The 14,519-nt window shown below is 58.0% G+C and carries 10 protein-coding genes, 1 tRNA gene and 1 riboswitch; of the genes, 1 reads left to right on the forward strand and 10 read right to left on the reverse strand.

The window, feature by feature from the left end; all coding sequences use genetic code 11:
- Window positions 1–284: 284 nt before the first annotated feature.
- From atzF to KI379_RS24765, 4 genes are read right to left on the reverse strand one after another with little or no spacing between them, the layout of a single operon-like run.
- Window positions 285–2,018, reverse strand: a complete 1,734-nt coding sequence (gene atzF / locus KI379_RS24750) for an allophanate hydrolase (RefSeq protein ID WP_212985223.1) — start codon at window positions 2,016–2,018, stop codon at window positions 285–287.
- Window positions 2,015–5,647 carry an urea carboxylase gene (gene uca, locus KI379_RS24755; protein WP_212985224.1) on the reverse strand — a complete coding sequence of 1,211 codons (3,633 nt, stop codon included), beginning with the start codon at window positions 5,645–5,647 and terminating at the stop codon, window positions 2,015–2,017. Before uca ends, atzF begins: the two co-directional genes overlap by 4 nt.
- Window positions 5,640–6,308, reverse strand: coding sequence for an urea amidolyase associated protein UAAP2 (locus KI379_RS24760; RefSeq protein WP_212985225.1), 669 nt, complete (start codon window positions 6,306–6,308; stop codon window positions 5,640–5,642). The genes uca and KI379_RS24760 overlap by 8 nt, the downstream gene beginning before the upstream one ends.
- Window positions 6,309–6,310: 2 nt before the next feature.
- On the reverse strand, window positions 6,311–7,033 hold the full coding sequence (locus KI379_RS24765) for an urea amidolyase associated protein UAAP1 (RefSeq protein ID WP_116233856.1): 723 nt from the start codon (window positions 7,031–7,033) through the stop codon (window positions 6,311–6,313).
- A gap of 120 nt (window positions 7,034–7,153) precedes the next feature.
- Window positions 7,154–7,262, reverse strand: a riboswitch (guanidine-I (ykkC/yxkD leader).
- Between the two features lie 258 nt (window positions 7,263–7,520).
- Here KI379_RS24765 and KI379_RS24770 point away from each other — a divergent pair.
- Window positions 7,521–8,852 (forward strand): APC family permease, encoded by a 1,332-nt coding sequence (locus KI379_RS24770; protein ID WP_212985226.1) that lies wholly within the window; start codon window positions 7,521–7,523, stop codon window positions 8,850–8,852.
- A 131-nt stretch (window positions 8,853–8,983) separates the two neighbouring features.
- Here the strand turns inward: KI379_RS24770 and KI379_RS24775 are convergent, their stop codons facing one another.
- The 6 genes from KI379_RS24775 to KI379_RS24800 all read right to left on the reverse strand — a co-directional run bounded on the left by KI379_RS24775 (window position 8,984) and on the right by KI379_RS24800 (window position 14,316).
- Window positions 8,984–9,592, reverse strand: coding sequence for a YdcF family protein (locus tag KI379_RS24775; RefSeq protein WP_212985227.1), 609 nt, complete (start codon window positions 9,590–9,592; stop codon window positions 8,984–8,986).
- Between the two features lie 154 nt (window positions 9,593–9,746).
- Window positions 9,747–9,820, reverse strand: a tRNA-Pro gene (locus KI379_RS24780).
- Between the two features lie 388 nt (window positions 9,821–10,208).
- A complete protein-coding gene (locus tag KI379_RS24785) occupies window positions 10,209–10,700 on the reverse strand; it encodes a hypothetical protein (RefSeq protein ID WP_212985228.1) in 492 nt (163 codons plus the stop codon).
- 86 nt (window positions 10,701–10,786) lie between these two features.
- Window positions 10,787–11,296 (reverse strand): metallophosphoesterase family protein, encoded by a 510-nt coding sequence (locus KI379_RS24790; protein WP_212985229.1) that lies wholly within the window; start codon window positions 11,294–11,296, stop codon window positions 10,787–10,789.
- A 348-nt stretch (window positions 11,297–11,644) separates the two neighbouring features.
- Window positions 11,645–11,962, reverse strand: coding sequence for a cupin domain-containing protein (locus KI379_RS24795; RefSeq protein WP_212985230.1), 318 nt, complete (start codon window positions 11,960–11,962; stop codon window positions 11,645–11,647).
- Window positions 11,963–12,000: 38 nt separating this feature from the next.
- Window positions 12,001–14,316, reverse strand: a complete 2,316-nt coding sequence (locus KI379_RS24800; protein ID WP_212985231.1) for a DUF4962 domain-containing protein — start codon at window positions 14,314–14,316, stop codon at window positions 12,001–12,003.
- Window positions 14,317–14,519: the final 203 nt, after the last annotated feature.

Raw genomic sequence — 14,519 nt, forward strand, 5'->3', positions numbered from 1 at the left:
TTCACCATGCCCTGTATGTATAATCGCGAATCCGGCATTCGCCATTCAAAAAAATAACACCTTTAGGCATAAACACGTGTTTATGAGTTCAATCTATCCCCTCTGCCACATGTTGTCAATACATTTTCAAGGAGGCGGAGGGCCATGCTTTAATCGTGCTCGCTATTTGAGCCGTTTGGGAAAAAGAGTTGAAGTATGCTCGTAACAATCTCTCAGTTTCTTTACCATAAAAAAAGGCCAGAACCGGTTGAGACCGGACTGGCTGGCTTTCTATCATAAAAAAATTATACTTCGGCCATCGCGTTTCTCCAGCCACCGGACACGGTGATGTCCAGCGCCCCTTCTGCGGCGTACGCCTCGCAGACAAAACCCGGGACGCTCCGCCCGTCCGCTAGCTCCACCCGACCGATCCCGAGCGGCGCGGGAATCGAGGCTGTGAACCTGCCGAAAGACTCCACCGGCATATCCCACAGCTCCACCGCGATCGGCGCCCCGCCTAGAGGCGTCCGTACCAGCCCAGGCTTCGGCGGATCGGTCTCCAGTTTGTACAGCCGGTACACCGGGGCGGTTTGCGCCTCTTCCGCAAATACCGCGCCGAGCCCGGTCATCTGCGGTTCCAGCGGCATGCCGCGCATATGCAGCCCGCAGACGCCGACGCGGATGGTGTCCTGCACCCGAAGCAGGAAGCGCGCGGCTTCAGTCAGGTTCGCTTCTTCTTCAGGAAGCGCAAACAGCGTCACGCCGAAGGGGAGCTCCGGCCCCGCCTGCCCGGCCGGAATCGCCAGCGCACTGAGATCCAGCAGGTTGCAGTGGTTCGTGTAGAGGCCCATCTTGCTGTTCGTTCCGATGGGATCCGCGCCGACCTGCTCTCTTGTCCACGTGCCGCCGCAGGTCGGCAGCACCAGCACGGCTTGCCGCAGCCAGGAACGGACCGCCCTGCGAATCTCAGCCAAACGATGCTGGGCGCGGAAAAGGGCTGCCGCCGTATGCTCGGCCTGGGCACCCGAGCGCAGAATCGTTTCCGTCACCGGAAACGTCGACCCGGGATGCGCCTCGATGAAGCCGGCGAGCGCGCTCCAGCGCTCGGCCACGAGCGGCCCCTCGTACAGCAGGGCCGCCGCTTCCTGCAGCAGGGACACATCCACCTGCTGCACGCGGACCCCGGAACGGGCAATCGTCTCCTTCGCCCGGTTCCAGGCCGCCTCGTATTCGGCCGCGAACGGGCCGAAAAACTCGGGGCGGCCCTGCGGGAGCAGCCACGTCTTCGGCTGCTCGCCGCGGTGCAGCGGACGGTCCGCGGAGTACGGATCGTCCGCGCACCACCCGCGTGCGGCCGCATCCACAGCGGCCGCGTCGTCCATGTGACGGGCGAACACCGTCACGCAGTCGATGCTGCGGCAGGCGGGAACGACGCCCGCCGCAGGCCAGGCGCCGACGGCCGGCTTGTAGCCGACCAGGCCGTTCAGCGCCGCGGGCACCCTCCCCGAGCCGGCCGTGTCGGTGCCGAGGGCGAACGCAGTCTGCCCGCGGGCGACGCTGACGGCAGAACCGGAGCTCGAGCCGCCGCTGATCAACTCCGGACGGAGCGCATTATGCGTCTCGCCGTAGGGGCTGCGCGTGCCGACAAGGCCGGTGGCGAACTGGTCCAGGTTCGTCTTGCCCACCGGAATCGCACCGGCCTGGATGAGCCGCTCCACCACCGGCGCGTGCCGTTCCGGCACATACGCATAGTCGGGGCAAGCCGCGGTGACCGGCCAGCCGGCCACGCCGATGTTGTCCTTCACCGCAAACGGGATGCCCCATAACGGACAGACCGCCGGATCCAGCCACTTCAGCCCTTCGAGGTAAGGGGCGATCCGCTCCATCTCCGGCGGCAGGATCCAAATATTCATCCCGCTATCCCGTTCCGCACGCCCGATAATGGCCGCGATCACCTCTTGCGGCGTAAAGCTGCCGCTCCGGTAACCCTGCTGGAGGGCATGGATGCTCAGTTCAAAAGGAACCGCCTGAATGCTCATGACGCCGCCTCCTTTTCCAACGGAAAGATCGCTGCGATGTAGTCGCCTGCCCGCACCTGATCGCCGGACGCCACAAAGACGGAGGCAATGATGCCATCGAACGGGGCAGGCTGGGAAAACTCCATTTTCATACTTTCTTCTATTATAATAGTCTCGCCCTTACGGACCTCCTGGCCCGGCTCTACGAGCACCTTCCAGACGCTGCCCGACATCGAGCTGTTCACGCCGAGGCTTCCTTCCGGGAGCGCCCCCTGCTCTTGGGTCGCGGCTGCCTCCGGTTCGGATACATGCTCCGCGATGCCAAGCTCCTTCCAGTACGCCCGCTCCTGCTGAAACGCTGCCTGCCGGGACGTCCGGAACACTGCTGATTCCTCCTGGATCGTGCCCAGCCAGGCCAGATACTCGCCGAGATTAAACGTCGTTTCTTCGATGTCCACGGTAAACTCCCCGCGCGGGAAGTCCTCCCGCATTCGCAGCAGTTCCTCCTCCGACACCGGATAGAAGCGGATCTGGTCAAAAAAGCGCAGCAGCCACGGCTTCCCCTGCTCAAAGTTAACCGTCCGGCGGAATTTGTTCCACATCTGTACCGTTCGCCCCACGAACTGGTAGCCCCCTGGGCCTTCCATGCCATATACGCACAAGTAGGCTCCGCCGATGCCGACGGCATTCTCCGGCGTCCAGGTGCGGGCCGGATTGTATTTGGTCGTCACCAGCCGATGGCGGGGGTCCAGCGGAACCGCAACCGGCGCTCCCAGGTATACATCCCCGAGCCCCATGACCAGATAGGAAGCGTTAAAAACGATTTCCGCCACCTCCTCGATCGAGCCCAGCCCGTTCATGCGGCGGATAAACTCCAGGTTGCTCGGGCACCAAGGCGCATCCGGACGCACGTTTTGCTGATAGCGCTCGATCGCCAGCCTTGTGGCCGGATCGTCCCATGATAAAGGCAGCTTGACGATCCTGGAAGGGACCTCGATGGAATCAAGCGGCGGCAGCGTCCGGTCGATCTCCATCACTTTCGCCGCCGCCTCCTTTACAGACATGCGGGAGGCATCGATATGAATTTGCAGGGAACGGATGCCCGGCGTCATTTCGATATACGGGATGCTTCCGCTGTCCGTGACCGCCTGCATCAGGACATACACCTGAAAGCGGTACAACAGGTCGAGTTCGCGTTCCCCGTATTCCACCAAAATATTTTCGTCCCCGGAGCAGCGCACCGCAATCGGAAAGCGCCGCCCTTCTTCCTCGTATGCGAGCAGCGGCATGTAGTCGCCGCGGGATGTATGTGGAAGCTCAGGCAGCTTCGGCACGGACGCTCCGCCGGAGAGCTCACGCAGAAATGCTTCCTGGGCTGCTCTCAGCTCTTCGGCTTCCTCTACGGTGATCAGCCGGAAACGGACCTGATCACCCGGGCGGAGCTGCCCGATCTTCCAGAGCTCCGCCGTCGCAGTCGTGACCGGGCACACGAACCCGCCGAGACTCGGCCCGTCCGGTCCAAGCAGAATCGGCATGTCACCCGTCAGGTCCAGGGCGCCGACGGCATAGGCATTGTCGTGGATGTTCGACGGATGCAGCCCGGCGTCGCCTCCATCCTCCCGGGCCCACAGCGGCGCAGGGCCGATCAGGCGAACGCCGGTGCGCGAGCTGTTGAAATGCACCTCCCACACCGTGGAGGTTAGCTGGTCCAAATACGCCGGAAGCAGGTATTCGGCGGTACAATGCGGTCCGGGAATGACGCCGAGGGTCCATTCCCGCGTTAGTGCCGGCTGCGATGCCGGTGGGAGAAAGCTTAGAGGCTCGGACTGGCGGTCCGGCGAGTCGCTGCGGACCCGGAGCACCGCCCCCGGACGCAGCGCACTGCCGGTATGGCCGCCGAAGCCGCCGAGCGTAAACGTCGAGGCGCTGCCCAGCGTCAGCGGCATATCCAGGCCGCCGGCGACGAGCAGGTAAGCGCGCATCCCGACGGCGGCTTCGCCCAGGGTCAGCACCGAGCCGGCAGACGCCGTCACCGGGGTATACGCCGGCACCGGTTCGCCGTCCAGCTCCGCCTGCATATCGGCCCCGGTCAGGCAGAACCGCATAGCGCCGCGGAAGCGGTAGCTTCCTCCGCGCAGCGTCATTTCCAGGCCCGGCGCTTCCTCCGGATTGCCGAGCAGCCGGTTGCCGATGGCAAAAGCCAGCCGGTCCATCGGCCCTGATGGAGGTACGCCGATATCCCAGTACCCCGTTCGGCCCGGAAGGTCCTGTACGGTGGTTTGAACGCCGCCGTCCAGCACCTCGATCGCCGGCTCGGCCGGCTCAAAACCGACCAGCATGTTCGTATAGATCCGCCCTTCGCGGAACGCTTCGGTATCCAGAAAAGCTTCGATATAAGACTGATTTGTCGTAACACCATACACGCGCAGCGCCTGCAGCGCCTCGATCATCCGGGAGACGGCTTCCTGCCGCGTCTTGGCGTGGACGATAATTTTGGCCAACATCGGGTCATAGAGCGTGGTCACTTCAAGGCCCGGCTGAATCCACGTCTCGATCCTTGTGCGTTCCGGCCAGACCACCGCGTCGATCCGGCCGTCCGCCGGACGGAAAGCATTGACGCAGTCCTCCGCGTACAGACGCACCTGCAAGCTGTGCCCCTCCGGTTCACGCACCCGCTGCGCGAGTCCCGGCAAATCGCCGGCCGCCTCGCGGACCATCCATTCCACGAGGTCGATGCCGAGCACCTCCTCCGTGACGCCGTGCTCCACCTGCAGCCGGGTGTTCACCTCCAGGAAGTAGTACCTCTCCTCCTGCGGATCGTACAAAAACTCGACCGTGCCGGCGCTGCGGTAACCTGCGGCTGCGGCAAGGCGCCTGGCGCTTTCGTGCATTTCCCGGCGCACCGGTTCCGCCAGCAGCGGCGCCGGCGTTTCTTCGATGATCTTCTGGTTCCGGCGCTGCACGGAACAGTCGCGCTCGCCCAGAGCGACCGCTTCGCCGTCGCCGTTGCCGAAGATCTGCACCTCAACGTGGCGCGCCCGCGCAATATACTTCTCCAGAAAAACGCCCCCGTCATTGAAATTCGCCGCTGCCAGCCGGGTCACGGATTCGAATGCATCCCGCAGCGCCGCTTCGTCGCCGCAAATACGCATCCCGATGCCTCCGCCGCCGGCCGTGCTCTTGAGCATGACGGGGTAGCCGATCGTTTCAGCTTGCCCGGCGGCTTCGTCCACCGACGAAATAAGCCCTGTGCCCGGCAGCAGAGGCACCCCCGCCTGCTCAGCCATCGAGCGCGCGGTATGTTTCAGGCCGAACAGCTCGATATGCCCGGGGGACGGCCCGATGAACGTGATGCCGTGCTCGGCGCATGCTCTGGCGAACCCGGCGTTTTCGCTTAAGAAGCCGTATCCGGGATGCACCGCGTCCGCCCCGCTTTCCAGAGCCGTACGCAGGATCAGCTCGGCATTCACGTAGCTCTCCTTCGCCGGTCCATCTCCAATGAGCACCGCTTCATCTGCCTGCTCCACGTGCAGGCTGTCCCGGTCCGCTTTTGTGTACACGGCCACCGACGCAATGCCCATCGTGCGCAGCGTCCGGATAATCCGTACCGCGATCGTTCCGCGGTTGGCAATCAGCACCTTTTTAAACATTGCCTTCGCCTCCTTCCGCATTCCAGACCAGCACCTGCGCCGGCGTCGGGTTATAGGCATTGCAAGGATTGTTCAGCTGCGGGCAGTTGCTGATCAGGACGGTGACCGGCGCCAGCGCCGTCAGCTCGACGTAACGTCCCGGTCCGGATACACCGTCCGCAAAGGTGAGCTCCCCTTCCGGCGTCACCGGCACATTCATGAAAAAATTGACGTTCGGGGCCAAATCCCGCTTCGTAAATTCATCCCGGCCCGCTAGCATCAGCATGAAGGTATCCCGGCAGTTATGCATCGGGAGCGTGTCGTGGGAATACCGCACTGTATTGCTCTGGGCCGAGCAGGCACCGCCAAGCGTGTCATGCCGGCCGCAGGTGTCGGCCGTAATCTGCAGCAGCTCCCGCCCCGATTCGGCTACGAGCACCGAGCCTGTGGTCAGATAAATGTTATTTTGACGGGTAATCGTACGGACCGCACTGTAATGATCGCCCGGATCTTCCTTGGAATAAAACAGGGTGTCCACCGCCTGATTGCCCTCCACATCGACGATGCGCAGCACCTGCCCGGGGAACAGGTCATAAATCCAGCCCTCTCCTGCAGCTATGATGTGGTTGTACACGGCATCCGCCGCGTTTCGTTCGCTTGCCACCGCTTGAAATGTGCTCATTTTCAATTCGCCCCTTTCATGAGTGCATAGGCATTCCATGTGTTTTCAAAAGCTCGCCGGTTCTCACCGCAGTGGTTCACGCACAGATCGTCTTCCGTCATTGGCGCGGCATCCGTTATACGGATCTCCACCGCTGCCCCCGGATACACCGCCGAGGGGTTGAGTGGATGCGGCGTGTTCGACACGACCAGCAGCACATCCATTTCCGTCCGGAGGGTGACGGAGCGCCCATCGGTTGGCTGGGGAACATACCTCATCGTCCCGTCCAGCTCGCATACCACTTTCGAAAAGAAATTCACCGGCGCGCTCAAATCCCGCGGCGTCAAGTTATGGCGGTACAGCTCCACCGTCAGGTTTTCCTCGCCGCTTCGCAGCCAGGCGTTGCGCTCCTGCTGGTACGAAGTCGGACCATACTTGCCGTCCGTTCCTTTACGGGTCGTGTATCCGCCCAGGGGATCATGCCAGCCGGCAGTGTCTTCAATGATGGATGCAAGGACACGGCCCTGATCGCTCATCAGCACGTGACCGGCCGTATAAAAAGCGGTATGCTGCGCCTTGAGCGAATCCGGCATGTTGTACCTCTCCGACGGATACGCCGCATGATACAGCAGCGCAGACACATTCGCTGAATCGCCCGCGGCCGTCAAGGTGACCGACTTACCTTTGCCAATATAGGCGGACCATTTACCGCCGGGACCCATCGTTATCGAAAAGCTTGCTGTCATTTTCATTCCTCCTATGGAGCAGGCCTGCTGCTGGCCGGACGTAAACCGCCAGTGAGCCCCAAGCCCGCCAATTAAAAATAAAAAAAGCCCGGGAGAAACATCAAAGCGTGCTTTGATAGATTCTCCCGGGCTTTTTTCCCGCCGTGTACACCAGGCTGCCCCGGTGCGCCTTCTCTCGGACCAGCCAGCCGATGACTTTCATCGACCCGGAACCCTAGAAGACAATTCGTATGCGGTTGTTTATGTTATGAATACTAACACGGTTTCTTGGCGGCATGCAATAAAAACTTACAAAAAAAATTTAGAAATGCGAATATTTAGCTGTAAAAGGCGGTTTAATGTGAGGTTATAGGCCATGATAAAACATATGTTTGCATGTAAACTCAGAAAAAAGACTTGATTTTTCGGAAATAGCCTGCAAAAATGTGAGATGTCATGACATATCGAATCGCCGTCAGTTGCTTTACCTTTGGAGGAGGAATGTCATATGTTAAATAACATAACATTAAAAAGAGATTTATCCTTGTCCCATGTCGTGACCATGGGCCTGGCCTGGATGTCGCCCATGATCTTCTTCACCAGCTTCGGCGTGCTTCACGAGGGCTCGGGAGGCATGCTCCTGGCCGCTTACATGCTGGCGTTTATAGCCATCGTCTTCACGGCGGCAAGCTACGGGCAAATGGCGAAGGCTTTCCCCGTCTCGGGTTCGGCGTACACCTACGTGACCAAAGCGATGAACCCCTTTCTCGGCTTTGTGGTGGGCTGGGCCGTCCTGCTCGACTATTTATTTTCGTGCATTATCGCCGTGCTTATGTTCGGGATTAATTTGAACGCGCAGTTCCCGTCCGTACCTCCGGCGGTCTGGATCATCCTCCTGACGGCTGTCGTCATGGCGATCAATATCATTGGCATCAAAACATCGGCCAATGTCAGCAAAATCTTCGTCCTGATGCAAATTTTGTTTATCGCCGGCTTCTGTGCGCTCCTGGTATACAAAGCGCTGCAAGGCGGGATTACCGCAGGACTCGACCCGTTTGCCGCAGGAAAAGGCGTCTCGTTCTCTTCCATTCTGGCCGGAGCCTCGCTGGTCTGCTTCTCCTTCCTCGGATTCGACTCCATTACGACGATGGCCGAAGAAACGAAAGACCCGAAGAAGACGATCCCCCGCGCCATTATGGTCATTGTCGTCCTGGCCGGGCTGATGTATTTTGCCACCGCTTATTTGATCCAGCAAATGTACCCTTCCTTTTCGTTTGCGAGCGCCGACTCCGCCGGCTTTGAGCTGATGCAGTCCATCGGAGGCAGCGTGCTGGCCTCGGTGTTTACGTTCGTCATCATTTTCTCCATTCTGTCCCAGGGCATGTCCTCCATGACGACCGTCACCCGGCTGCTGTTCGTCATGGGTAGAACCTCTCTCCTGCCCAAGACATTCGCTTCCATCCATCCCAAGTTCCGTACGCCCGTGTTCAATATCGTGCTGGCCAGCGTTATTTCCTTGTCCGCCCTGTTCATCAGCCTCGAAACGGCGATCAAATTCGTGAATTTCGGCGCGCTGACGGCATTCCTGTTCGTCAACCTGTCCGTGATTTTCCACTACATCGTCCGTGAAAAGGGCCGCACTCCCAAAGACATCATTTTCCGTCTTTTGTGCCCGCTACTCGGTGCCGGCTTCGTGCTGTACCTCGTCACCCTTCTGGACGTTTCCTCACTGCTGCTTGGCGGCGGCTGGCTCGTATTCGGACTGCTGTTCTATGCGCTGCGGCGGGCCAAACCGGCGGTACATGAAGCGCCGGGTGCGGAAGTGGAGAGCGCAGTTTAAGGGAAAATGACTGCTCGCCATCCTGCCGTTCACGCAAGAGCAGCGGATATTTCGAAAAAAAAAGAAAAAGGACACGGCCCGCCTGAACCGCTTAGGCGCTGCTGTTGTCCTTTTTTAAATAAAGCATAGAACTATCCCAAATCCAACATAGCGTCCGCAATGATTCCGTTTTGCACATACCGGACCAGCTTGCCGGCTTCATTCGAAGCCCGGTTGAACCCTTCCGGCGTCAACCACCAATTGTCCTCCCGGGTCGACGCATCCTCTGCGGCACACATCGAGTATTCGATCCAGGAGGGCATGTACGTCTTTAAGGTCAAGTACGCCCGCCGCATATGGTATGCGGAAGTAACGATCAGAATCCGGCGGATACCGTGCAGCGGAATGGCCCGGTCCAGAACAAGCAGCGAAGCGAGCACATTCTCCTTCGTATGCCGTGACTCCTGCTCCACCAGAATTTGTCCGGCAGGCACCCCCAGTTCCACCGCTCTTTCCTTCATCATCAGCGCCTCGGGCAGAGGCTGCCCTTTCCAGATCGTACCTCCCGAAAAAAGAATCATTGGTGCCCGGCCATCCTTGTATAATTGAACCGCTGCGGGCACGCGGTACCTCGTGCCCTTGTTGCTTCCGAACACGAAAATGCAGTCGCCTGGCCGACCGTCGTCGGAAATTCCCTTGTACAGCAGTGCGGTAATTTGCTCGTGCGATAATTGGCCGGGATTGCATTCTGAAATCATCATCTCCGGCACCCCCGTTTTCCTATGGATTTCTTAGCAAATCTTGCAATAAATGATAGAACCACTTCAATTGTATGAAATAACAACTGAAATGGTTCTCAATTACGCCGTATATGATGACGATGCCCAGGCATCGCCGCTCTGGCAAAGGGAAATATCGGAGTAGCGGGATTCGAACCCACGGCCTCACCCACCCCAAGGGTGCGCGCTACCAGACTGCGCCATACCCCGATATATGAACCGCATAAGGCGGTAAATCAACCGCCTAACAACACGGCTTCAAACGTTCAATGTGCTTAGTCCATGGAAATGGTTGCGTTTTCCATCACCGTATTTAACGTTATTATAGCGTATTGGAGCGCACACCCGCAATACTATAGGTACGCAGCTTTGCGGATAAATTTTTGATCTCAGCAATCGGTCAGAGGTAATCTTCGCTTAATCGCCGTGACCACGATCAGATGCAGATGATGACTTTTCCTATATTGCAGGATGAAGCACGAACTTTGCAGACGGCTTGATCACGGGTACAAGAAGAAAGAACCGCAGCAAAGCGGTTCTTTCTAAATGAAGTAAAGTATGCTATTTAAACGTATAGCCGTGTTTTGGAAAACGTAATTTATGCCCTTATTTGAACCAGCGTCTGCCCTGGCACAGCCTTTTCCCGATTGCCCAGCAGCGAGGAAATTTCGTCCACGGTATAGTATCCGGCGAACCGCTTTTTCCTTACTGCCTTCGTCAGCCAGCTGAAAAAATCCCACACCGGATCGTCGACCCATCTTCCGCCATGGTTGATCAGAACGGGCGTATACGAGATTTTTAACGCACAAGCGCCCTGCCATTCGAAAAAGAAAATGTTCTCCGTATTTTTTTTCTGCAGTAAAAAGGAGTAGCTGCCCTCCTGAAGAAGATATTTGTCCTGGTTGTGAAAGAAAACCGGTCCTTCCGCCGTCGCCACGATCCCAATCAAGTCGCCGTTGTGATGAACGTAAAAACCCCGGGTGTATTCGATGTTCATATCGGGTGTGAGCCGAACTTCCTGAAGCGAGTAGGGTTCGACTCCCCGGTGTCTGGTTTGCGCTGCGTCCTGAAAATGACTAATGATTTTCATGATTACACATAACCTCCCTCTTCGTACAACGCTTCAATGAGTATACCGCTTGATTCTATACCAATTCTGAACATTGCGGGGCATCCCTATCCTTTATCCTCATAAAAAATATGCCGGGGGAAGACTTGGCCACCTTTGATTTCAAGCAGTCCAAACGAATACAGCTTCTCCCTGCGCTTGTCCGTAGGAGAACCGGGGTTAAACATCAGCACGCCGTCGTCCATCTGCAGGTGAGGCTGGTGAGAATGGCCGAACAGGATGCAGGAAACCAGCTCGCCCTCAAAGGCCTTCCTGGCCTTCTGCGGAGTGGTTATTCTTGATGAATAAGGCTCATGTCCGTGAACAAGCCCAATCTGTACCCCTTCAAAGGAGAGTATCTTTTTTTCGCCAAAACGCTCCATAATCTCGTACCCGTCATTATTTCCGGCAATGCCGTCCACAGGAGCTAATTTTGACAGCTGATCGTACACCTCCAGGGTCATCCAATCGCCCAAATGAAGAATATGGTCAACCTCCCGGAACGCTTCCGTCAGCTTTGCGGGGAGCTTTACTCTGCCTTCTCTTAAATGCGTATCCGAAACAACACCGATAATCATGGTCGCTCCTCCTTTTTTTTAAATAGGATCACTTTTCCGCAGATCACAATTCACACGAAAATTGCATTTTTGCAGTTACTCCATCTATGCCCTGCCTGACTGATGATCATAAGTGCAATTGTACAGCTTTTTTCCCTAGTCCAACTATTATAGCAACGCCACTGTCTGTGGTCCCGCACAAAAAAACTGCCCCGCGGCCTCCAATGGACAGTTCAACGTCCAAAAGGTGCCGAGAGGCAGTCTAGGAACAGCCTTTGTGATGGCAGTCATGGTACTTCATGGTACTAATACTTGGCCTCGCTTAACTTCGTCTAAACGAACCTGAAGCAGCGACCGTCGTGCCGTCAATTAATACTTGATCAAGTCGGCACGCAGCGGCGTGAAGCAGTCCAGCAATGCGCTGGCTTCCAGCGCCTTCGCCCCATGCCTGGCGCCCATCGGAATGACGATGTGCTCGCCCTTCGCGATGACCGTCTTCTTGCCTTCGATCGTGAACTCGACGCGCCCCCGCAGGCAGTAAGACATCTGCTCATGCGGGTGGGCATGCTCATATCCTTCCGCACCGGCTTCAAAATGTACTTCCATCATCATCAGCGACGCCCCCGGCTGCAAAATTTTGCGCTTTACGCCGGGCTCCGCATCCTCCCAAACACCGATATTGCTCATGCTTTTGCTCCGCCTCCTTATGCTTGTCATTTCATAAACTAAAACGCCTTCGCGATTTCGATCTTCTGCGTTTGCCCGTTGTCCGTCAAATACAAATTATAACTGAATCCTTGATCGTCCATAAAATAAGAAATGTATTTGCCGCCCTCATCCAGCCGCTTTGGAAGGAGCAGCGTAGCGATCCGGTGCGAGGACGCGTCCTTCGTCTCCGCCGACAGATGCCAGTGTGTATCGAGCCCGGCGATTTCCTCGGGATCCACACCCTCGAATCCGCTCGTCTGCGACAGCGTAAACTCTCCGGACGTGCTGAAGATGAAGCGCCCTTCCATCAGGGCTTTCTTGCCGTTCACATGGAAGGATTGTCCCTTCAACTCCATCTCGTACAGCGTGTGAAAGAGCCACTGCACCCGTCCCGGCTGCTCCAGGTCGATTGAATCAACAATAACGAAGTAGCTGTTTTGCACAAAATAAATCTCGCGCTTATACTGCTTCAAATACGGTACATGCTCCCGGTAAGCGGAGGTTGGATTCAAACGAGTGTAGGATACGCGCTTGTCATGCCAGGCGTCCTCGACCTCCCCTTTAGCCGCCAGGTTCAGCGCCTTGTTCATGCCGGCGAACTGCCCCTGCCCGTCGATAAGGACGGCGTTTTTCGACTTGGTCTGCCTGCGCCAATTCAAATGCATTGAGCTGTTAAACGCGACATAATACCCGCTCTCAATGGCCAGCGGCTCCCCGTAAGCGTGCAGCAGGAATGCGCCCTGATCGCCGTGGCTGTGGCTGACCGATCCATACCGGCTGCTCTTGGCGATGAGGGAAATCTGCTCCGCAGGATCGTGCAGGCGGTGATGCATCGCCACCCAGCCGATGTCGCGGAACCATTTGACGGGCTCGATGCCGGAAGGCTCTACCGGTTCAACCTGCGGATAATTGTGCCGGTACACGAGGTCATCGAAGGCAAAATCCCACCAGCCGTAGTTGTAAAACATGCGGTCGGCCTCCGGATTGGCGTCCTTCAGCTGGTCGAAGTACCATTGGTACCATCCGTTTCCGGTCACGCCGGCAAACTCGCGCATGTTGTAGCCGACCTTTTTGATGATATCGTCCCCGAGTGTCGAGTTGTCGCCAAAGGCCGTGCGCGTCGACGTGGTGGGGCTGTAGCAGTAGAGGGGAAAATCGCCAGTACGCTGAAAAAAAGGCCGCCGGAACACGTCGAGCTCCGAAAAGTTTTTGAGCAGGTTCAGGCCTTCCGTCAGGTAAGCCATGCCCGTCGTCCAGTAGTGGGGCCCTTCGGCCCAGCCGCCGTCCTTGCCTCCCCATGGAGAAAACAGCGTGTAATAGTACTCCACTGTGTAGTTCAGCCATTCCCTGGCCTCCGGCTCCTCGTCGAACAAGGCGATGCAGCAGGGCACGAGCACCGAAGATAAGGAGCGGACCGCGTGGCTGTCATAAGGGACGTGATGGATCTTCGAGCGCTGGATCACATGGTACGCCACCTGCCGGGTCCGGGCGAGCAGCGGCTCCCGCACCGCTTCCCGCTCATCCTCCGTCAGCTCGCCGTGGAGCCAGTCGTAGCCCCAGGCCAGCGCCGCGGCGATCCGAAACGCCGCCTCGTCGTTATAGTCGCGGCTGGTCGGGCCGTCCGGGTCCCAGGACGCGGCGTGCAGCAGCCAGGCTTTCGCCTTCGCGAGTAGCCCGGCGTCCTGCAGCACGGCACCGGCAACGCTCAAATGCCGGATCGCGTACAGCACCTCCTGGCAGGCCAAATAGCTTCCTCGCCACAGCGCCGCCGTCCGGCGGTTGTCCGGATAGGGCTTCGGCTCTTCTATCAGCTCCCGGGTCAGCCAAGGCTTGACCGATTGCTCGAAGAAGGCCTGCCATCCGCTGCCTGCCGCATCCTCTCTTACTGTACCGCGGTACACTTCCAGCTCATCCGGCTGCAGCCACAGCCGGGGATGACCGGTGCGTACGCTGCTGTAGCGCTCGCTCCGGGACGGGAGCGCCGTCTCCGGCAGTCCCTCCGGCACCCGGAATTCTCTTACGGTGCTCCATTCGGACTGCTGCTCCCCCGGCCCTTCCCCTTCGAGCAGCGCGTACCGCCAATAATACGTTCCCGGCCTCAAGGCCTCGGAAGGCGTAAAGAAATTGTAGGGGATCGGCCCGTAGGTCCGGGTCGTCTCCCTGGTAAAATCCGGCGCGGATGACACCTCCAGCACGTACCGGTCATCTTCCAGCTTCGCCGGGATCCAGGTAAACCTCGGCGGGTTCTCAATCAGCTCCGTTTGCGCCGAAGGTGCATACTGCACCGTTAAATCGCCGCTTTGCGGCTGATACAATCCGTTTGCCGTTGCCATTGTCCGTATCCCTCCAGTTTGGGTGACACTGTAGCGAGCTTGTTGCCTTGATATCCTTATCTCGCTGTGCTCCTAGATCAACGTTCTTTGTCCGTCGTCAGTTATTCATCGTTAGTATCATTTCAGCTTCAGCTGTCCGTTTCCGTTTTCAAAAGTATTTTCTGGGCGCTGTCCTTTGACCCTTACTGCCTTGGACGAAACCC

This window comes from Paenibacillus cineris (genome assembly GCF_018333335.1).
Lineage (GTDB): Bacteria > Bacillota > Bacilli > Paenibacillales > Paenibacillaceae > Paenibacillus_AQ > Paenibacillus_AQ favisporus.